General features: G+C 73.7%; 20 protein-coding genes and 1 pseudogene. 7 read left to right on the top strand and 14 right to left on the bottom strand.

What is annotated here, in order from left to right:
- The 6 genes from ABD067_RS19840 to ABD067_RS19815 all read left to right on the top strand — a co-directional run bounded on the left by ABD067_RS19840 (position 1) and on the right by ABD067_RS19815 (position 7594).
- The gene (locus ABD067_RS19840) at positions 1 to 1551 is read left to right on the top strand and encodes a PhoX family protein (protein WP_343897136.1); all 1551 of its coding nucleotides are present in this window, start codon (positions 1 to 3) and stop codon (positions 1549 to 1551) included.
- Positions 1552 to 1653: 102 nt separating this feature from the next.
- On the top strand, positions 1654 to 2655 hold the full coding sequence (locus ABD067_RS19835; protein ID WP_343897119.1) for an NAD-dependent epimerase/dehydratase family protein: 1002 nt from the start codon (positions 1654 to 1656) through the stop codon (positions 2653 to 2655).
- Between the two features lie 11 nt (positions 2656 to 2666).
- Positions 2667 to 3809: a DegT/DnrJ/EryC1/StrS family aminotransferase gene (locus ABD067_RS19830; RefSeq protein ID WP_343897118.1), complete on the top strand. Its 1143-nt coding sequence runs from the start codon at positions 2667 to 2669 to the stop codon at positions 3807 to 3809.
- A 10-nt stretch (positions 3810 to 3819) separates the two neighbouring features.
- Positions 3820 to 5019, top strand: a complete 1200-nt coding sequence (locus ABD067_RS19825) for a class I SAM-dependent methyltransferase (RefSeq protein WP_343897117.1) — start codon at positions 3820 to 3822, stop codon at positions 5017 to 5019.
- Positions 5020 to 5540: 521 nt separating this feature from the next.
- On the top strand, positions 5541 to 6227 hold the full coding sequence (radC, locus tag ABD067_RS19820) for a RadC family protein (protein ID WP_343897116.1): 687 nt from the start codon (positions 5541 to 5543) through the stop codon (positions 6225 to 6227).
- A 188-nt stretch (positions 6228 to 6415) separates the two neighbouring features.
- Positions 6416 to 7594: a PQQ-dependent sugar dehydrogenase gene (locus tag ABD067_RS19815; RefSeq protein ID WP_343897115.1), complete on the top strand. Its 1179-nt coding sequence runs from the start codon at positions 6416 to 6418 to the stop codon at positions 7592 to 7594.
- A gap of 205 nt (positions 7595 to 7799) precedes the next feature.
- Here the strand turns inward: ABD067_RS19815 and ABD067_RS19810 are convergent, their stop codons facing one another.
- The 4 genes from ABD067_RS19810 to ABD067_RS19795 all read right to left on the bottom strand — a co-directional run bounded on the left by ABD067_RS19810 (position 7800) and on the right by ABD067_RS19795 (position 10650).
- A complete protein-coding gene (locus ABD067_RS19810) occupies positions 7800 to 8279 on the bottom strand; it encodes an NUDIX hydrolase (RefSeq protein ID WP_343897114.1) in 480 nt (159 codons plus the stop codon).
- Positions 8280 to 8448: 169 nt separating this feature from the next.
- Positions 8449 to 8784: a DMT family transporter gene (locus ABD067_RS19805; protein WP_343897113.1), complete on the bottom strand. Its 336-nt coding sequence runs from the start codon at positions 8782 to 8784 to the stop codon at positions 8449 to 8451.
- Positions 8781 to 9884 (bottom strand): glycosyltransferase family 2 protein, encoded by a 1104-nt coding sequence (locus ABD067_RS19800; RefSeq protein ID WP_343897112.1) that lies wholly within the window; start codon positions 9882 to 9884, stop codon positions 8781 to 8783. The genes ABD067_RS19805 and ABD067_RS19800 overlap by 4 nt, the downstream gene beginning before the upstream one ends.
- Positions 9885 to 9918: 34 nt before the next feature.
- A complete protein-coding gene (locus tag ABD067_RS19795) occupies positions 9919 to 10650 on the bottom strand; it encodes a class I SAM-dependent methyltransferase (protein ID WP_343897111.1) in 732 nt (243 codons plus the stop codon).
- A gap of 154 nt (positions 10651 to 10804) precedes the next feature.
- On the opposite strand from ABD067_RS19795, the gene ABD067_RS19790 reads away from it, so the two are divergent.
- Positions 10805 to 11686 (top strand): MBL fold metallo-hydrolase, encoded by an 882-nt coding sequence (locus ABD067_RS19790; protein WP_343897110.1) that lies wholly within the window; start codon positions 10805 to 10807, stop codon positions 11684 to 11686.
- Between the two features lie 13 nt (positions 11687 to 11699).
- On the opposite strand, the gene ABD067_RS19785 is transcribed toward ABD067_RS19790, so the two are convergent.
- The 10 genes and pseudogenes from ABD067_RS19785 to ABD067_RS19740 form a co-directional block, all read right to left on the bottom strand.
- On the bottom strand, positions 11700 to 12980 hold the full coding sequence (locus ABD067_RS19785; RefSeq protein ID WP_343897109.1) for a TRAP transporter large permease: 1281 nt from the start codon (positions 12978 to 12980) through the stop codon (positions 11700 to 11702).
- 24 nt (positions 12981 to 13004) lie between these two features.
- Positions 13005 to 13553, bottom strand: coding sequence for a hypothetical protein (locus ABD067_RS19780; RefSeq protein ID WP_343897108.1), 549 nt, complete (start codon positions 13551 to 13553; stop codon positions 13005 to 13007).
- A 70-nt stretch (positions 13554 to 13623) separates the two neighbouring features.
- Positions 13624 to 14154, bottom strand: coding sequence for a TRAP transporter small permease (locus ABD067_RS19775; RefSeq protein WP_343897107.1), 531 nt, complete (start codon positions 14152 to 14154; stop codon positions 13624 to 13626).
- A gap of 8 nt (positions 14155 to 14162) precedes the next feature.
- Positions 14163 to 15158, bottom strand: a complete 996-nt coding sequence (locus ABD067_RS19770) for a TRAP transporter substrate-binding protein (protein WP_343897106.1) — start codon at positions 15156 to 15158, stop codon at positions 14163 to 14165.
- Positions 15159 to 15257: 99 nt separating this feature from the next.
- Positions 15258 to 15560, bottom strand: coding sequence for a cupin domain-containing protein (locus ABD067_RS19765; RefSeq protein ID WP_343897104.1), 303 nt, complete (start codon positions 15558 to 15560; stop codon positions 15258 to 15260).
- A 50-nt stretch (positions 15561 to 15610) separates the two neighbouring features.
- The gene (locus tag ABD067_RS19760) at positions 15611 to 16639 is read right to left on the bottom strand and encodes an SDR family oxidoreductase (RefSeq protein ID WP_343897103.1); all 1029 of its coding nucleotides are present in this window, start codon (positions 16637 to 16639) and stop codon (positions 15611 to 15613) included.
- A gap of 58 nt (positions 16640 to 16697) precedes the next feature.
- Positions 16698 to 16841, bottom strand: a complete 144-nt coding sequence (locus ABD067_RS19755) for a hypothetical protein (protein WP_343897102.1) — start codon at positions 16839 to 16841, stop codon at positions 16698 to 16700.
- A 96-nt stretch (positions 16842 to 16937) separates the two neighbouring features.
- Positions 16938 to 17645 carry a DNA polymerase III subunit epsilon gene (gene dnaQ, locus ABD067_RS19750; protein ID WP_343897101.1) on the bottom strand — a complete coding sequence of 236 codons (708 nt, stop codon included), beginning with the start codon at positions 17643 to 17645 and terminating at the stop codon, positions 16938 to 16940.
- Positions 17642 to 18253 carry a dephospho-CoA kinase gene (gene coaE, locus ABD067_RS19745; protein WP_343897100.1) on the bottom strand — a complete coding sequence of 204 codons (612 nt, stop codon included), beginning with the start codon at positions 18251 to 18253 and terminating at the stop codon, positions 17642 to 17644. The genes dnaQ and coaE overlap by 4 nt, the downstream gene beginning before the upstream one ends.
- Positions 18250 to 18704 (bottom strand): annotated as a pseudogene (locus ABD067_RS19740) (shikimate dehydrogenase); the annotation flags it as partial. The gene coaE and the pseudogene ABD067_RS19740, both read right to left, overlap by 4 nt.

Here is an 18704-nt window from a genome sequence, read left to right as displayed (position 1 = left end):
ATGCCGAGTCGCCGCCAAATCCTCGCCGCGGCGGGGGCCGCCGCCCTCGCCCCGCCGCGGCCCGCGCCCGCCCAGATCCGCCGCCACGACCTGGACCCCATGCCCCTGCCGGTGAAGCAGGACGACACGGTGGCGCGCGGCTACCGGCGCGACCTGCTGCTGCGCTGGGGCGACCGCGTGGCCTACGACGCGCCGCGCTGGGAGCCGAACCTCCCCCGGCCGGACGCCGCCGCCGGGCAATTCGGCTGGGACGCGCGCGTGGCCGCCGTCGCCGTGCCGCAGCGGCAGGCGGCGGACGGCGTGCCGCGCGCGGTGCTCGCCGTGCTGCACCCGACGGTGGACCCGCTGATGGCGTGGCCGGGCGGGGTGGACCGGCCGCTGGTCGCCGCCGCCATGCAGGGCGCGTCGCTCCTGAACCTGGAGAAGCAAGGCTCCGGCTGGGTCGTCGTGGACGGCGGCTACCAGACGCGGCGCCTGCACGGCGGCACGCTCTGCCGCCTGTCCGGCCCCTACGCCGGCGCCGGCAGCGTGCAGGGCCTGCTCGGCCTGCGCGGCGGCTGCACCACGCCGTGGGGCACCCTGCTGCTGGCGGAGGGCGACCCGGCGCCGTGGGTCGCGCGGCTCGGCGCCGCGGACGGGCGCTTCGCCAACGCGGGCGGCTTCGGCTGGGTGGCGGAACTCGACCCCTTCGACCCCGGCGCCGTGCCGACCAAGCGCACCGCGCTCGGCCGCGAGGCGCACGGGGACGTGGCCGCCGCCCTGGCCCGCGACGGCCGCGCTGTGGTCTACATGACGGACGGCAGGCCGGGCGGCTTCCTCCGCCGCTTCGTGTCGAACGGCCCGGCCACGGTCCCGGGGGCGCTGGACTCTGGGGCGCTCTCGGTGGCGCGGCTGGACGGGGGTCGGCTCGAATGGGTGCCGCTGCCGCCCGGCGCGGACGCCACGGCGGCGGGCGGCTCGCCGCTGGACACCCCGTTCGGCCTCGGCCTGGACCCGAATGCGCCGCGGCTGGTCCTGTGCTGCCACGGCAGCCCGGACCGGCCGCGCGGCTATGTGCTGGAGGTCTCGGTGGCGGAAGGCGACGACGCCGCGGCGGCCGCCGCCGTCCGCACCCTCTTCGTCGCGGGCGCGCCGTCCGGGGGCGGGCGGTACGGCGCCGGGGAGCCCGGGGCCGGGCTGCCGCCCGGCAGCGCCTGGCCCGAGAACCCCGCGGTGGCGGCGGTGGACGGGCGCGGCCGCGCCTGGATCGGCACCGACCGCGCCGGCGTGGTCGGCGCGCAGGCGGACGGGCTCTTCGTGTGCGACCTGGACGGGCCGGGGCGCGGCGTGCCGCTGCCGGTCTACGGCGCGCCCCGCGCCGGGGGCATCGGCGGCGCGGCGCTGACCCCGGACGGCGAGGTGCTGTTCGCCGCCGTGCGCCACCCCGGCGCCGAACCCGGGGCGCGCTTCGAACGGCCGGGCACGCGCTGGCCGGAGTTCGCCCCCGGCGTGCCGCCGCGGAGTTCCCTGCTCGGGTTCCAGCGCGCGGCCGGCGGGCCGGTCGGGGGGTGACGACGGCCGCGGAACCGCCGCCGCGCGGGCGCGCCTCTGCCCCATTTCAGTTGCAACATGCTTCCGCGGCGGGGGGTGCCCGCGCGCAGCGATGAGGATCAGATGACCCAGGCCGAACGGGCCGCCTTCTGGCATGGCAAGCGGGTGCTGGTGACGGGGGGCGCGGGCTTCCTCGGCAGCGGCTTGTGCCACGCCCTTGCCGCGCTCGGCGCCCGCGTCACCGCGCTGGACGCCATGTCGGAGGAGGGGGGCGCCAACCTCGCCAACCTCCAGGGCGCCTCCGTGCTGCTGGTGCGCGGCGACATCCGGGACGTGGAACTGCACAGCCTCTGCCAGGACGCGGACGTGCTGTTCAACATGGCGGCGCAGACCAGCCACATGGGCGGCCAGCGCGACCCGGTGGCGGACATCGCCATCAACGCCGTGGCGCAGGTGCGCCTGATCGGCGCCATGCGGGAAGCGGCGCCGAACGCCGCCGTGGTCCACGCCTCCACCCGCCAGTTCTACGGCAAGCCCCTGCGCCTGCCGGTGGACGAGATGCACCCCGTCCAGCCGCCCGACGCCAACGGCGTCTCCAAGTGGGCGGGCGAGCAGTACTGGCTGCTGGAACAGCGGGTGCTCGGACGGCCCGTGGTCTCGCTCCGCCTGACCAACTGCTACGGCCCGCGGCTGCGCATCCGGGACGCCCGGCAGACCTTCCTCGGCATCTGGATACGCCGCGTGCTGGAGGGCGAGCCCTTCGAGGTCTGGGGCGGCGACCAGCTCCGCGACCTCGCCTACCTGGATGACGTGGTCGCCGCCTTTCTCACGGCGGCGGAAGCGGCGCCGCGGCCCGAGGTGTCCGGGCGCGTGTTCAACCTAGGCGGCGCCCCGCCGGCCAGCCTGCGCGAACTGGCGGAGCGGTTGATCGCCGCCAATGGCGGGCAGGGCCGTTACGCCTTCAAGGAATTCCCGGCCGACCGCGCGCCCATCGACATCGGCAGCTACCACGCCGACGACCGGGCGTTCCGCGCCGCCACCGGCTGGGCGCCGCGGGTGGGGCTGGACGACGGGCTGCGGTTGACGCTCGACTGGTACCGGACGCGACTCGGCGACTACGTGTAGGACCGCCTCCCATGGACCAACCGTTCCCCATGATCCCCCAGGCCGATCCGGGCGCGGGCTACCGCGCGCAGAAGGACGAGATCGACGCGGCCGTCGCCCGCGCGCTCGGCAGCGGCTGGTACATCCTCGGCCGGGAAGGCGAGGCGTTCGAGCGGGAGTTCGCCGCGTGGCTCGGCGCCGCCCGCGCCGTGGGCTGCGCCAACGGCACGGACGCGCTGGCGCTGATCCTCCGGGGATTGGGCATCGGCGAGGGCGCCACGGTCGCCACCGTCTCCCACACCGCCGTCGCCACCGTCGCGGCGATCGAGATGGCGGGCGCGGTGCCGCTGCTGCTCGACATCGACCCCGACACCTACACCATGGACCCGGACGAGCTGGCCGCCGTGCTGGAGGACCCGCCGCCGGGCCTGCCGCCGATCCGCGCCGCCATCGCCGTCCACCTCTACGGCCAGAGCTGCGACCTCGACCCGATGCTCGCCGCCTGCGAGCGGGCCGGCGTCGCGCTGATCGAGGACTGCGCGCAGGCGCATGGCGCCACGCTCCACGGCCGCAAGCTCGGCACCCTGGGCCGCGCGGCGGCCTTCAGCCTCTACCCGACCAAGAATCTTGGCGCTTTGGGCGATGGCGGCGTGCTGGCGACAGACGACTTCGAGTTGGCCGACCTCATCGCCGCCATCCGCCAGTACGGCTGGAAGGAGCGCTACGTCTCGTCCCTGGTGGGCATCAACAGCCGGCTGGACGAGGTGCAGGCGGCGATCCTCCGCGCGCGCCTGACGCGGCTCGACGCCGGCAACGCCCGGCGGCGCGAGATCGCCGCCGCCTACGACGCCGCGCTGGCCGGCGGCCCCTTCGCGCCGCCGGCGCGTCGGGAAGGCGCGGACCACGTCTTCCACCAGTACGTGCTGCGCGCCCCGGTGGACCGTGCCGCGGTGCAGGCGCGCCTCCGGGACGAAGGCGTGGGCACCGGCATCCACTACCCGGTGCCGGTCCACCTCCAGCCCGCCTACCTGGACCGCGTGCCGCTCGGCCCGGCCGGCTGCGGCGAAACGGAGCGCGCGGCGGGCGAGGTGTTCAGCCTGCCGATGTACCCGGAACTGACCGGGGAACAGGTGGAGCGCGTCTGCTCGGCGCTGCGCGGCTTGGCGAAGGGCTGAGGCCCGGCCCATGGCGGCCGGGAGCGTGCGCCTGCTCGACTACTGCGCCACCGGCAACGTCGCCGTCGAGGGCTGGCTGCACGAGGAAGCGCTGCTGCTGACGCTCGCGCTGCACCGCCAGCAGCGCGCGGCGGGCCTCGCTGGCGGCGTCGCCGAGATCGGCGTGTACCACGGGCGGTTCTTCCTCCTGCTCGCCTTGTGCTGCGAAGGCGCGGAACGCGCGCTCGGCGTGGACCTGTTCGACCGCCTCAGCCCCGGCCGCGAGGCCGCCGTCCGCGGCGACCGCGAGGCGTTCGAGGGCCACTTGGCGACCTGGGGCGTCGCGGACCGGACGGTGGTGCGCCAGCAGGACAGCCTGGAGCTGACGCCCGACGAGGTGCGCGCCGCCGTCGGCGCCGCCGGCGCGCGGCTGTTCAGCGTGGACGGGGCGCACTCCTTCAAGCACGCCATCGCCGACCTGCGCTTGGCGGCGGCTTCCCTGGCGCCCGGCGGCGTGGTGCTGCTGGACGACTTCCTCCACGCCGAATGGCTCGGCGTGACGGAGGCCGCGGTGGCGCTGCTGCGCGAGCCGTCGCCGCCCTTGGCGCCGCTCGCCATCTGCGGCGGCAAGCTCGCGCTCTGCGCGCCCGCCGACCACGCCGCCTGGATGGATCGGCTCGGCGACTGCCTCTTGCCCTACGCGCGCGAGGCGGAGCGCGTGCTGTTCTGCGGCGTCGAGTGCTGGCGCTTCTGGCTGCGCTCGGGCGAGGGGGCCTGGGCGCTCTGGGGCGAGAAGCCGCTCGCCCGGCTGGACGTCGGCGGGCCGGTGCCGCTCGGCGGGACCTTGGGCGAGGGCTGGTCCTTCCCCGAAACCTGGGGCCGCTGGACGGTCGCCGACCGCGCGGAGTGCGCCGTGGCGCTGCCGGCCGGGATGCCCGCGCCGCCGCGCCGCTTGGCGATCCACCTCGGCGCCATGCCGCCGCCGCCCCTGACCGGCAAGGAACGCCACGCGCAACTCACGCTCGGCGAGGCCGGCGCGCTGCCGCCGATGGTGCTGCGCGAGGAGCCGATGCGCTGGCACCTCTTCAACCTGCCGCGCCTGCCGGCGGAGTGGGGGATGCTGCCGGTGACGGTCGAGAGCGGCCAACTGGTCTCGCCCGCCTCGCTCGGCCGCGGCGACGACATCCGGGCCCTCGGGGTCAGCCTTTCGACGATCCTGCTGCTGCCCTGACGCCACAGGTCGGATCGAAAGCTTTACATTATCTTTACGGAACATAAGGCTTCCTGCACCATGCGCGCCGGGGGACCGGGATGCGTTGGTTCAAGGGGATGCTCGGTGGCCGGCCAACGGCCGAGGCCGACGAATGGGTGTCGCGGGATTGGGACGCGGCCGACGAGCCACCGGCGCGGCCGGCGGGCTTCGCGGACGCCATGGCGGCCTTCGAGGCGGGCGCGGCCGCGCTCCTCGGCCGCCCCCTCCCGCCGCCCGACCCTCCGGCGCCCTCAGTTCAGCCGGCCGCGCCGCGACGCCCGCGGCAGGCTGATGCCGGGGTCACGTCGCAACCCCGCCGGATGCAGACCGGCGGCGCGCCCCCCGACGCGCCCGAAGCGGTCGCGGAGCATCGTCCGAGTGGCGTCCCGGAAGCGCGCGCGCGGGACGGAAGCGCGGCGCGCGGAACTTTGGACCACCACGGCGCCGCCGCCGCTCAGGCCGCCGGCCCCCGCGGTCCCGGCCGTCCCGCGCCGGAGGAGATGCCGCCCTTTCCGAGCACCGGCCCGCACGGCCACCGCGGCCGGATGCGCGACAAGCTGCTGGAGCGCGGCGCCGACGCCTTGGCCGATTACGAACTGCTGGAGATGCTGCTGTTCTTCGCCTTCAAGACCGGCGACACCAAGCCGTTGGCGAAGGAGCTGATCAACAGGTACGGCTCCTTCGCCGCCGTGCTCGCCGCGCCGCCGCGCGAACTGCTGGAAGCGCGGGGCTTGGGCCCGCACAGCGTCTCCGCCATCAAGCTGGTCCAGGCTTCCGCGCTGCGCTTGGCGAAGGCCGAGGTGATGGAGCGGCCGGTGCTCAACAATTGGGACCGGCTGTCGGACTACCTCACCGCCGCGCTCGCCCGCGAGCGGGTGGAGCAGTTCCGCGTCCTGTTCCTCGACCCGCGCAACCGCCTGCTCGCAGACGAGGCGCAAGGCAAGGGCACGGTGAACCACACGCCCGTCTACCCGCGCGAGGTGGTCAAGAGGGCGCTCGAGGTCGGCGCCACAGCGCTGATCCTGGTCCACAACCATCCGAGCGGCGACCCCACGCCGTCCCGCGCCGACGTGGAGATGACGGCGGAGGTGAAGGCGGCGGCCGGCGTGTTCGGCATCGCGGTCCACGACCACCTGATCGTCGGCAACGGGCGGCAGACCTCGTTGCGGCGGGAGGGTCTGCTGTAGCAAAGCCTCCGCCGCGCACCGTGTCCGGCCGGACGCCCACCACCGAGGGCGCGATCGTCGGCGGACGTCCAAAAAACCTCCTCACCCCGGGAACCGTTGCCCTTTTCATTGTTGTACCCACGTCGCTTCCGCCGCCATGCTCGCGGCCCGCGGCGGCCTCCGCCGCGGCAACGACGGGGAGAGGGTCCATGAAGAACGCGTTGCGGGCAGCGCTGCTCGCGCTGGCTTTGCCGGCCGCCGCCATGGCCGAGACCTACCAAGCCGCGGGCGACCCCGCGCTGTTCCTCGATTACAAGCAGGTCGCCGTCGCCGAAGGGCTGGAACACCCTTGGTCAATCGCTTGGCTGCCGGACGGCACCGCGCTCGTGACCGAACGCCCCGGCCGCCTCCGCGCCATCCGCAACGGCCGCTTGGACCCAACCCCCATCTCCGGCGTGCCGCCCGTCCTCGTCGCGCCCGAGCGCGGCCTCGTCTACCAGGCCGGGCTGTTCGAGGTCTCGCCGCACCCGCGCTTCGCCGAGAACCGCCTCGTCTACCTGACCTACGCCCACGGCACGGCGCAGGACAACCGGCTGCGGCTCGCCCGCGCCACCTTCGACGGGCGGTCGCTGTCCGACCTCAAGGTCCTGTTCGAGTCCTCGCAGGGCAAGCCCGACTACCAGCACTACGGCGGCAAGATCCTGTGGCTGCCCGACGGCACGATGCTGCTCAGCGTCGGCGACGGCGGCAACCCGCCGGTGGCGATCGGCGACGGCCTGTCCCGCCTGCAAGCGCAGAAGCTCGACAGCCACATCGGCAAGGTCCTGCGGCTGCGCGACGACGGCACCGCGCCGCCGGACAACCCCTTCGCCGGCCGCGCGGGCGCGAAGCCGGAGGTGTTCACCGCCGGCCACCGCCACGTGCAAGGGCTCGCCCGGCACCCGGACGGCCGCATCTTCGCCACCGAGCACGGCCCGCTCGGCGGCGACGAGATGAACCTGCTCCGCGCCGGCAACAACTACGGCTGGCCCAACGTGGGCTGGGGCCGCGACTATGCCGGCGCGGCGCAGATCGGCACCGGCCAGCGCTCGGGCGAGGGCTTCGTGGACCCGGTGCTGGTGTGGTACCCGTCCGTGATCGGCGCCTCGGGCCTCACGGTCTACACGGGCGACAAGTTCCCGGCGTGGCGGGGCTCCGTCCTGGCGGGCGGCCTGGCGACGCAGGACATCCGCCGCGTCGCGCTCGGCCCCGACGGCAAGGTCACGCAGCACGAGTCGATCCGGATCGGCCAGCGGGTGCGCGACGTGCGCGAGGGCCCCGACGGGATGGTCTACGTGCTGACCGACGAGATCCACGGCCGCGTCTTCCGGCTGGAGCCGCCGAAGTGAGGTGAGGGCCGGGCCGCCCGTGCGTGGCGGGCGGCCCGGCCTCCGGGGAGAAGGCGTCAGGGGGTGGCGGCCGGCGCCGCCGTCCCCCAGCCGGAAAGCGCCCCCGCCGCCCGGCGCGGCTCCGTTTCCGGCATCGCCGTCCAAACCAGGGTATGCGGGGCCGGCGGCTTGGTTCCGGGGTGGGCCCTGCCGCCGGGGCCCGGCTTCACGCGCGGGGGCCGGCAAGCGGCGGAAACGGCCACCCCGGCCCGGTGCGGACCTCGCCCAGCACGCGTTGGAGGTTGCGCCCGACCCGCGGCAGCGCCTCCGCCCAGGGCAGCACGGCGAAGCGGTCGAACTCAGGCAGCCAAGACCCGTCCGCGGCGCGGAAGACGCTGGTGCAGCGCAGCCCTTCGGCCGCCGGCATGGCGTCCACGCGCCAAAGGAACAGCGCCAGGTCCTTGCCCCGCAGGTAGCGGTGGACGCCCAGGTCGCGCAGCGCCCCAGGCGGCGCTTGGAGCCCGGTCTCCTCCTCCAATTCGCGCGCCGCGGCGTCGGCGAAGGCTTCGCCGGGCTCGGCCACGCCCTTCGGGATGTCCCACAGCTCCCGCCGCGCGAAGCGGCCGAGCAGCACCAGCGCGCCGTCGGTCACGACCACGCCGCAACTCGTCCGCCGCTTCGCCGCCCTCTCGCGTGCCTTCGCCATGGAATGCACAACGAGCGCCGCGGCCCGCGGCTCGCGCTCCGATCGTGTTACAACTATAACGAAGTCGCCAGCGCCCGAGCCGCGCTTTCCGCCAGTGAAGCAGCTGCAACACGTGCCGCGGCAAAACTGCAAACCAGCAAGGCGGCACGCCCCCGGACGGCCTGCATCCTCAGGCGCTCGCCAGCACCACGACGCCGGCCGAAATGAGCGCGATGGCGAAAACCTTCTGCGGCCCCAGCGCCTCGCCGAAGGCGAAGTGGCCGACCAGGGCGATGACGACGTAGCTCGCCGCCGTGCAGGGCAGCGCCACGGACATCGGGATGCGCCGCAAGGCCACGATGTAGAGCAGCGCCGCGCCGCCGTAGCAGACCAGCCCCACCATCGTCGCCGGGCGGAAGAGCTGCGCCAGGAAGTCGCCCTCGCCGCTCGCCCCCGCCTTCAGCAGCACCTGACCCAACAGCGACACCGAAATCGCGGCGGCCAGGGCGAGCCAGTACGGCGTCACGACGCCGCGCCCGCCCGGCGCGGGGCCGCGAGGGCATCGGCGGCGGGCGCCGCTTCCCGCGCGGCGGCGGGCCCGCCGGACACCACCTCCCGCACCACGCCTTGCGGCTTCCCGTTGGCCGACAGGAAGGCGCGGCCGACGTACTCGCCCAGCACGCCGAGGATCAGGAACTGCACGCCCGACAGCAGCAGGATCACCGTCATCACCGAGGCCCAGCCGGAGGGCGTGGTGCCCCGCGCCGCTTCCAGCATCACCAGCACCGCGCCGAACAGCCCGAGGACGCCCATGGCGGCGCCGGCGAGGATGGCGAGGCGCAGCGGCAGGACGGAGAAATTGGTGGCCAGGTTCAACCAGAGCCGCACCAGCCGGGCGACGGTGTAGTTGGACCGCCCCTCGGCGCGGGCGAGGTGCCGCACCTCGATGCTGTCGATGCGCTGCGTCACCTGCATGATCAGCCCGTCGACGTAGGGGTACGGGCCGGAGTACCGCGTCACCCCGCGCACCACGAGCGCGCTCATGCAGCGGAAGGAGGAGAGATAGAGGCCCTTCGGCTTGTCGAGCAGCTTGTCCGCCACCCAGTTGGCGAAGCGGCTGCCGAGGTTGCGCCAGCCCTCGTGCTTCTTCTCGGCGTAGCGTGTGTAAACCACGTCCCAGCCGCCGAGGCGGGCGTGGTCGTAGAGCTTCAGCACCTCCTCCGGCGGGTTCTGGAGGTCGTCGTCCATGGTGATGACATAGGCGCCGCGCGCGTGGCGGAGCCCGGTCATGACCGCGTTGTGCTCGCCGAAGTTCCGGGCGTGCTCCAGGTAGGTGAGGGGCACGGCGGCGCGCGCCGCCAGCGCCCTGCAAACGTCGCCGGACTCGTCCGGGCTGCCGTCGTTCACCAGGACGATCTCTAGGCCGCCCGCCGGCCGTAGCGCGGAAAGCGCCTCGACCAGACGGCCCACCGTCGCGGCGCCGCGGTACACCGGCACGACGATGCTGAGCCCGACCGCCGGCCCGGCGGCGTCTGCCCGGTCCTTCCCGGCCGCCGCCTCCTGCCGTCCGGCCCCGTCGGCCGGCGTGGCTAGGCCGTGTTGCGGGCGCGTTCTCGTCTCGGACATCGGGCGGCTTCGCCTTCGGTGAGGGTTCGGATCATCAGGCGCGGACGGCGGTGGCGAGCACGGAGCCGCCCGCGGGGAAGCGCAGCCCCGCCGCGGCGGCCCGGCGCTCCAGCCCCGTGGCCGCGTGCAGGCTCCGGTTGAGCCAGGGCGGCGGCAGCGACACGTCGGACGGGCTGTCGCCGCCGCGGGCCAGCACCTTGCGCTGCAAGACCATGAGCGGGAACAGGAGCGAGTTCCAATAGCGCGTCCTGATCTCGGAGAAGCCGGCCGCGGCCAGGAGCGCGCGGACGCCCTCGGCGGTGAAGCGTTGCTTGGTGTGCACGCGGATGTCGTGCGCCGAGTACAACCACTGGAAGGCGGGCAGGTTCAACACCAGCAGCCCGCCGGGCCGCAGCACGCGGCGGAACTCGGCCAGCGCCCGGTCCGGCTCCGCCGCGGTGTGGCAGAGCACGTCGAGGCTGACCACGCCGCCGAACGCGGAGTCCGCGAACGGCACGGCGTTGACCGAGCCCACCGCGACGTGGACGCCAGCCTTGGCCCGCGCCCGCGCCGCCGCCTCCGGGTTGAATTCCAGCCCGACCGCGCGGCGGTCCGGCCGGGCCTGCCGCAACCGCATGAGGAAGCCCCCGGTGCCGCAACCGGCGTCCAGCACAGGTTCCCCGGCGCGGCGCGGGTCGAGGACGTCGAGCACCCGCGCATGGAGGGCACGGTACCACCACAAGCCGTCCTCGGCCTCGTCCATGAGTTGGTATTCGACGGCTTCCACGGCGCGGGTTCTGCATCGATGCGGTGGCGAGAGCAAGGCGGGCCCGGGACCGCTTCGGGGCACACGGGCCCGCAGGAAGCGGCCGGCGTTGACCTTGGCGCCCGGCGCCGCATCCTGCACGCCTGCCGCCGGTCGCACAGGGGAAAAGAAGCGCATGGGCATCCCGTTCCGCCGCGACGACGCGCTTGCCCCGGGCGCAGCGGAGGACACGGCGCCCGGCGTCCGCCGCGTCCTGTGCCCCAACCCCTCCGCCTTCACCTTCCGCGGCACCAACACCTACCTCATCGGCCACGGCCGGAGCGTGGCGGTGCTGGACCCGGGTCCGGAGGACGCGGCGCACCTCGCCGCCATCCTCGCCGCCACGCGCGGCGAAACGGTGACTCACATCCTCGTGTCCCACACCCACCGCGACCACTCGCCCGGCGCCACGGCGCTCGCCGCGGCGACCGGGGCGCCGACCTACGCTTATGGCCCGCACCTGACCCCGCCCGGGGAGGGCGGCGAAGGCGGCGACCACGCCTTCCGCCCCGACCGCCGATTGGCGGACGGCGAGGCGGTGGAGGGGGAGGGCTGGCGCCTGACCGCGGTGCACACGCCCGGCCACTGCGGCAACCACCTGTGCTTCGCCCTGGAAGGGACGGGGACGCTCTTCAGCGCCGACCACGTCATGTCCTGGTCCACCAGCGTCGTCAGCCCGCCGGACGGCGACATGGCGGCCTACATGCGGAGCCTGGAGCGGGTGCGCGAGCGCGAGGACGGGTTGCTGCTCCCCGGCCACGGCCCGCCCATCGTCGAACCGCGGCCCTTCCTGGCGGCGCTGACCGCGCACCGGCAAGAACGGGAAGCGCTGGTGGCGGACGCGCTGAAGCGCGCCGGGCGGCCCGTCACGGCGGCGGAGTTGGTGCCGCCGGTTTACGGCGAGCTCGACCCGCGGCTGGTGGCCGCTGCCGGGCGCAGCCTGCTGGCGCACCTCATCAAGCTGGAGGCGGAAGGCGCGGCGAAGCGCGAGGGCGGCGAGGCTTGGCTGCCCGTTTGAGGCTGCGCCGCCGTCAGCGGAACAGCGACGGCAGCCACAGCGACAGCGCCGGCACGTAGGTGACGAGCAGCAGCACGGCGAGGCAGGCCGCGTAGAAGGGCGCGCTGGTCCGCGTCGCCTCCCACATCGAGACCTTGCCGACCGCGCAGGCCACGAACAGCACCGGCCCGACCGGCGGCGTGATGGTGCCGATGCCGAGGTTCAGGATCAGCACCACCCCGAAATGCACCGGGTCCATGCCCATGGCCTTCACCACCGGCAGGAAGATCGGCGTGCCGATCATGATCAGCGGCGCCATGTCCATGAAGGTGCCGAGCAGCAGCAGGACGACGTTGATCAGCAGCAGCGTCAGCAGCGGATCCTCGGTGATGCCGCGCATCAGCGCCACCGTCTGCGCCGGCACCTGCAACAGCGCCATCAGCCAGCCGAAGGAGGTGGCGGTGCCGATGATCAGCATGACCATGCCGGTGGTGCGCGCCGCCCCGCCGACCGCCTCCGTGAAACCCGCCCAACCGAGGCCCCGGTACACCAGCGCCGTCACCAGCAGGGCGTAGAGCACGGCGACGCAGGCGCTCTCCGTCGCGGTGAAGACGCCGGAGCGGACGCCGGCGAAGATGATGACGATCAGCATGAGGCCTGGCAGCGAGCCGGCGAGCAGCCGGAGCAGCACCGCCCAGCCGGGGAAGCGCTCGCGCGGGTAGCCGCGGCGGATCGCCACCAGCCACGCCACCACCATCAGGGCGAGCATCAGCGTCAGGCCGGGGACGATGCCCGCGGTGAACAGGTCCGCCACGCTGATCGCCCCGCCCGCGGCGATCACGTAGAGGATCATGTTGTGGCTCGGCGGGATCAGCAGGTCGATCAGCGCCGCGTTGGCCGTCAGGTTCACCGCGTAGTCCGGCGCGTAGCCCCGTGCCTTCATCTGCGGAATCATCACGCCGCCGACCGCCGAAGCGTCCGCCACGGCCGAGCCCGAAACGCCGCCGAACAGCGTCGCCGCGACGATGTTCACCTGCCCCAGGCCGCCGCGCAGGTGCCCCACCATCGCGGCGGCCAGCGCCACCAGCTTGTCCGCGATGCCGCCCCGCATCATCAGGTCGCCGGCGAAGATGAAGAACGGGATCGCCAGCATGGAGAACACGTTCATGCCGGAGGCGAGCTGCTGGAACACCACCACCGGCGGCAGGTCCATGTAGAGCACCGTCGCCAGGGCCGAGGCGCCGAGCGCGAAGGCCACCGGCACGCCGATCAGCAGCAGCAGCGCGAAGCCGCCGAGCAGGACGGTGAGTTCCATTGAGGCCGCTGCCGCCCGATCGGGCTAACGATCGCCGGGGCGCGTCGCGGCGGGCGCACTTGCAGCGGTAGGTGGCGCTGTTGGCCTCGCATCCGGTGCCTTTAACCATGAGCCTGCGATGGTCGCGGTCGCGCCAAGAACGGCTCCCAGCAAGGTACCCAAGGCTGGCAAAGCAAGCGAGATGAACCAACGCCGATCTTTGTACTGCTCGACCTGCTTGGCGTGCAGACCTATGGCAAGATCAACCAGCATTTTGACTTGTGTGTCATTTAGAGCAATGCGTTCCCCCTGTTCTCCTCTCGAATCGTTTAATCCTGCTCTTGGCATAAACCTGCGCTGCACCAGGGACCATTTATCGGGCTCAGTCGGAGACTGACGGAAGAACTCCGGATGTTCGCGTAGTACATTTTGAAGATCCAAATCAGGTGCGGCGAAAAACACCTTTGCTCGCCAGTTGGTTGCGATGTCTTTGTATTTATCGCGCGCTGCCATTGCCTGAATAAGAGCGATGACAATCTGCAAACGATCCGGTTTGAGGTATGGGCTGCCGATATCCAAATGGCTGTTCGCCATGTCCTTGGCTCCAACCTAAATGTGTTGCAAACGATTCAGACGCTCGTGCTTGAAGGTGGTTCGCTTAACATCATGCGTCGGTGAGGACAGTGTGCTCGGGCACGCCGGCTGGCGCTTTCCCCGTCGTAAGATGGGCGAGCAGCCGCTCCGCCCCGAACAGCGCGATCAGCAGGCCGCCCAACGCCAGCGGCGCGTACTCCACCGCGCCGGGCAGACCGAGGGTGGGCAGGGTGGCGTTCCACACCGTCCAGGCGAGTTCCGTCGCGTACCAGAGCATCGCCAGGCCGAACGCCGTCACCACCGCGTCGGAGGCCACGTCGAACGCGCGCGCCAGCGGCGCGGGCAGCGCGTCGCGGAGCGAGCCGAAGCCCATGTGGAAGCCCTCGCGCACGCCCACAGCCGCGGCGCCGAGGATCACCCAGCCGAGCAGCAGCATCGCGGACGCCTCGGCCCAGGCCGGGGTATCGTTCAGCACGAAGCGCCCGAACACGCCCCAGGCCACCACGACGGTCATGGCCACCAACGCCGCGCCGGACGCCACGAGTGCGACCCGGGCCACGGCGGCGAGGACGGCGGACACGCCGCGCGCGAAGCGCTCCACCCCGCCGCTCAGGCCGCGCGGATGCGCTCGACGAGCTTCCGCAGCCGGTCGTCGCGCACGAACTGGTCGTACACGGGCTGGACGAGCTTGGCGAAGGCCTGCTTGTCGGCATCGACGATCTGCGCGCCGCCGGCCTCGACTTGGCGCCGGGCGTCCCCCTCCATCCTCACCCAGGCCTCGCGCATGTGCGGCACGCTGTCCCGCGCCGCCTGGCGCACGGCTTCCTGGTCGGCGCGGGGGAGGCGGTCGAAGCTCCTCTTGCCCATCGCCAGGATCTCGGGGGTGAGCGAGTGTTCAGTCATGGCGTAGTGCTTCGCCACCTCGAAGTGGCGGGCCGTCAGGTAGGAGGGGAAGTTGTTCTCCGCGCCGTCCACCACGCCGGTCTGCAACGCCGAATAGACCTCGCCGTAAGGCAGCGGCGTGGCGTTGGCGCCGAAGGCGCGCATCATCGCCACCCACATGTCGGACTGCTGCACGCGGATCTTCATGCCGCGCAGGTCGTCCGGCGTCCGCGCCGGCTTCGCGCGCGTGTAGAAGGAGCGCGCCCCGGCGTCGTAGTAGCACAGCGCCACCAGGTTGTGAGGCAAGCAGGCGCGGCCGATCTCCTCGCCGATCGGCCCGTCCATGGTCCGCTGCATGTGCCCGGTGTCGCGGAACAGGAAGGGCAGGCCGGCGACCAACGTTTCCGGCACCAGGTTGTTGAGCGGCGCGGTGTTCACCCGCGTCATGTCGATCACGCCGAGCCGCGTCTGCTCCAGCGAGTCCTTCTCGTCGCCGAGCTGGCGGCTGTGGAACACCTGGATGCGGATGCGCCCGCTCGTCCGCTCTTGCAGCAGCCGGCCCATGTGCTTGACGCCCTCCACCGTCGGGTAGCCGTCCGGGTGGACGTCGGCCGAGCGGAGCGTGACGCCCTGGGCCTGGGCGCGGCCGGCGATGAAGGGGGCGGCGAGGCCGGCGCCGCACAGCATCAACGCGGCGCGGCGCGTGGATTCGATCCTGGGCATCTCGGCGCCTCCTCCGTTGTGCCGGACCGGGCGGTCTGCGCCGCCTCCCGGAGTGGTCCTCCGGCACCTTACGCAGGGGCCGGCGGCGGCGCCAAGGACCTACGCCTTGCCCCTGGTGAACAACACCACCTCCGCCCCGGTCGGGGACGTGCCGCGGTGCTCCGCCCCGACCGGCACCACGCAGCACTGCCCCTTCGCCAGCAACAGCGTGCGGTCGCGGAACTCCACCTTGAACTCGCCGCTCCAGACCACGACGGTTTCGGTGGTGTCCGGGTGGCTGTCCCACCTGCCTTCGCCGCCCGCCGGGACGCGCACGAGCCGCACGTCCACGCCGCCCAGCGGCGCCGTCGTCTCGCGCTCGCCCCGCTCGGCCAAGCCGGCGAAGGCGGTTGCGAAATCCACTTGCCCCTGCTCCAAATCACGGCCCCCCCGTTGCGGCGGCGATGGCGCGGTCAGACCCGCGTGGACACCCACCGCCGCAGCCCGACCAGCGCCTCCGCGCCGACGACCATGGCGAGGCCCGCCAGCGCCAAGCCCGCCGGGCCGCGCGGCGTGAACGCTTCGACGATCGCGCTGCCCCCGCGCCGGCCCCGGGCTTGGCGCTCTCGGAAGCCGCCGCTGGCCGTGGTGCCTTCCGGCACCGGCGCCATCAGCGCGCCTTCCGTCCGCGGCGCGGGCGGGGAGTTGCGGAGGAAGCGGCGCATGGCCGCGCCGGTGGCGCGAGACGTGGCGCCGGGCGCCAGCGCGTAGGCAACCTTTGCGGCCACGGCCGGCCAGCCCACCGCCACCTCGTCGCGCGGCTCCAGGGCGAGGCGGACCATCACCCGCGCCACCTCCTCCGGCGGGATGAAGGAGCCGGCCGGCTGCAATGCCCGTCCCGACACGTTGGCGCCGTGCTGGAAGCCGGGCGTGTCCACCAGCGCCGGGAACACCGCCGAAACGCGGATGCCGGGCTGGTCCCGCAGCTCTTCCCGCAGGCTGGCGGTGAAGCCGCGCAGGCCGAACTTGCTGGCGGCGTAGGCGGCGGCGTAGGGCGTGGGCGACCAGCCGCCCATGGAGACCATGTTGATCAGCCGGCCGCTCCCCTGCCGCCTGAACACCGGCAGCGCGGCGGCGCAGCCGTGCATGGTGCCGATCAGGTTGATCTCGACCACCTTGCGGTGCAGCGACACCGGCGCGTCGGCGAAGGCGCCGAACACGCCGGTGCCGACGTTGTTCACCCACACGTCGATGCGGCCGAAGGCGGCCAGCGCGGCGCGCGCCAGCGCCTCCACCTCGTCCTCCTTCGTCACATCGGTGGTGACGGCGACGGCCTGCGCCCCGGCCGCCCGGCATTCGGCCGCCGCGGCTTCGAGCGGCTCCGAACGGCGCGCGGCGAGCGCCACGCGGGCGCCGCGCCGGGCGAATTCGAGGGCCGTCGCCCGGCCGATGCCGGAGGACGCGCCGGTGACGACGACGGCGGCGTTGCGGAGGGTCTGCATGGGCGGTCGGCTCCTGGCGGGCGGGTCGGATCGGGCGCGCGCTCGGCGCGGGAGGCCGCTACTTGGACTTGCGGCGCTTCTTGGCCGCCGGCGCCCGCGTCGCCGCCTTCACCGCGGCCTTCTGCTGGCGCTTCGCCTGCGCCGCCATCGCGCCGCGCGCCGCGCCGGCCCAGGCGTTGGCCGCGCTCAGCCACATGCTCATCAAAGGGTTCTTCTTGGTCCACGGATTGGCCACGGCGCCGCACTCCTAGCGAGCCGCGTCAACGCCCCGGGGGGCGTGGTGTTCCGCCGGCCGCCCCTACTCCGCCGCCGCGAAGGGCGGCCGGAGCCATAGCGGGTCCTTCAGCTTCGCCAGGAACGCCGCGTGCGCCGCCAGCTCCGCCTCGCTCGGCGCGATCGGCCGCGGCGTCCTCGGCCGGGCCGAAACGGCGCCGGCCGGCCCCGCCGCCGAAACCGCCGGGCCGATGACCGGGGCGAGGGTGAAGCCGGGCTGCCGGCCGCCCATCAGCTCCAGGTAGACCTGCGCCAGGAGCTGCACGTCGAGCAGCGCGTTGTGGCTGGTGCGCATCGAATTGTCGATGCCGAAGCGCCGGCACAGCGCGTCCAGGCTGTTCGGCATGCCCATGAAGCGCTTCTTGGCGAGCGCGAGGCTGTCCACCATCCGCGCGCGGTCCAGCGGCCGCCGCTTGGCGCGCACCAGCTCGGCGTCGAGGAAGCCGAAGTCGAAGGGCGCGTTGTGCGCGACGATGGGCGAGTCGCGGAGGAAGCCGAGGAATTCCTCCGCCACCTCCGCGAATTTCGGCTTGCCGCGCAGCATCTCCGCGGTGAACCCGTGGACGCGCGTGCTTTCCTCCGGCACGTCGCGCTCCGGGTCGACCAGCACGTGGAAGGTGCGGCCGGTCGGCATCAGGTTCGACAGCTCGATGGCCGCGATCTCGATCACGCGGTCGCCCTTCAGCGGGTCGAGGCCGGTGGTCTCCGTGTCCAGTACGATCTGGCGCGTCATGGCGCGGGTCTGTACCCCCTCACGATGGCCCGGATGGCGCGCTGGGCCTGGAAGCGCGAAAGGCCGGTGCGGACGACGTGGTCGGCCCGCCGGCGCTTCTCCGAATCGGGCACCTGCCGCGCCAGTATGGCGCGGAGGCGGTCCGGCGTCATGCCGGGGCGGCGCAACACGCGGAAGCGCTGCACCGCGGGGGGCGCCGTCACCACCACCACCGCATGGCAGCGCCCTTCGCCGCGGGTCTCGAACAGCAAGGGGATGTCGAGCACCGCCAACGGCTCCCCCCGCCGCCGCGCCGCCGCCAGGAAGCGCCGCTCCTCGTCGCGCACCAGAGGGTGGACGATGCGCTCCAGCCGCGACAGCGCCGCGCCGTCGCCCAGCACCGCGCGGCGCAGCGCTTCCCGGTCCACCCGCGGGCCGCCGCGGGGCGCGTCGGGCGCCACCGCGCCGGGGAAGGCGGCGGCGATCGGCGCCACGGCGCGCCCGCCCGGCCCTTGCAGCCGGTGGACGGCGGCGTCGGCGTCGAACACCGGCACGCGCAACCGGCGGAAGGTGGCGGCGGCGGTGGACTTGCCCATTCCGATGCTGCCGGTGAGGCAGAGCACCTTCATCGCCGCGGTATGTCGGCGGCGACGACCTCGCGCAGCGCGGCGTCCACCGCGGGTGCCGCGCCGAACCACGCCTCGAACCCGGGCCGCGCCTGGTGCAGCAGCATCCCGAGCCCGTCCACGGCGGCCAGGCCGCGAGCCCGCGCCGCCGCCAGCAGCGGCGTTTCCAGCGGCACGTACACGGCGTCCGCCACGACCGCCCCCGCGGGCAGCGGCGACAGGTCCAACTCCAGCGGCGGCTGGCCCGCCATGCCGAGCGAGGTGGTGTTCACCAGCAGGGCGGCGTCCGAGAGGGTGGGCCCGAGGGACGCGAAGCCCGCCACCTCCACCGGCCCGCCGAGCGCGCGCGCCAGCGCCTCGGCCCGCGCCGCGTTGCGGTTCGCCAGCGCCACGCGCGGGCAGCCGGCGTCGAGCAGCGCCGCCGCACGCCACCCACCGCCCCAAACCCGGCGCG

This window comes from Craurococcus roseus, assembly GCF_039523795.1.
Lineage (GTDB): Bacteria > Pseudomonadota > Alphaproteobacteria > Acetobacterales > Acetobacteraceae > Craurococcus > Craurococcus roseus.
This window is presented reverse-complemented; position numbering and strand designations above follow the sequence as displayed.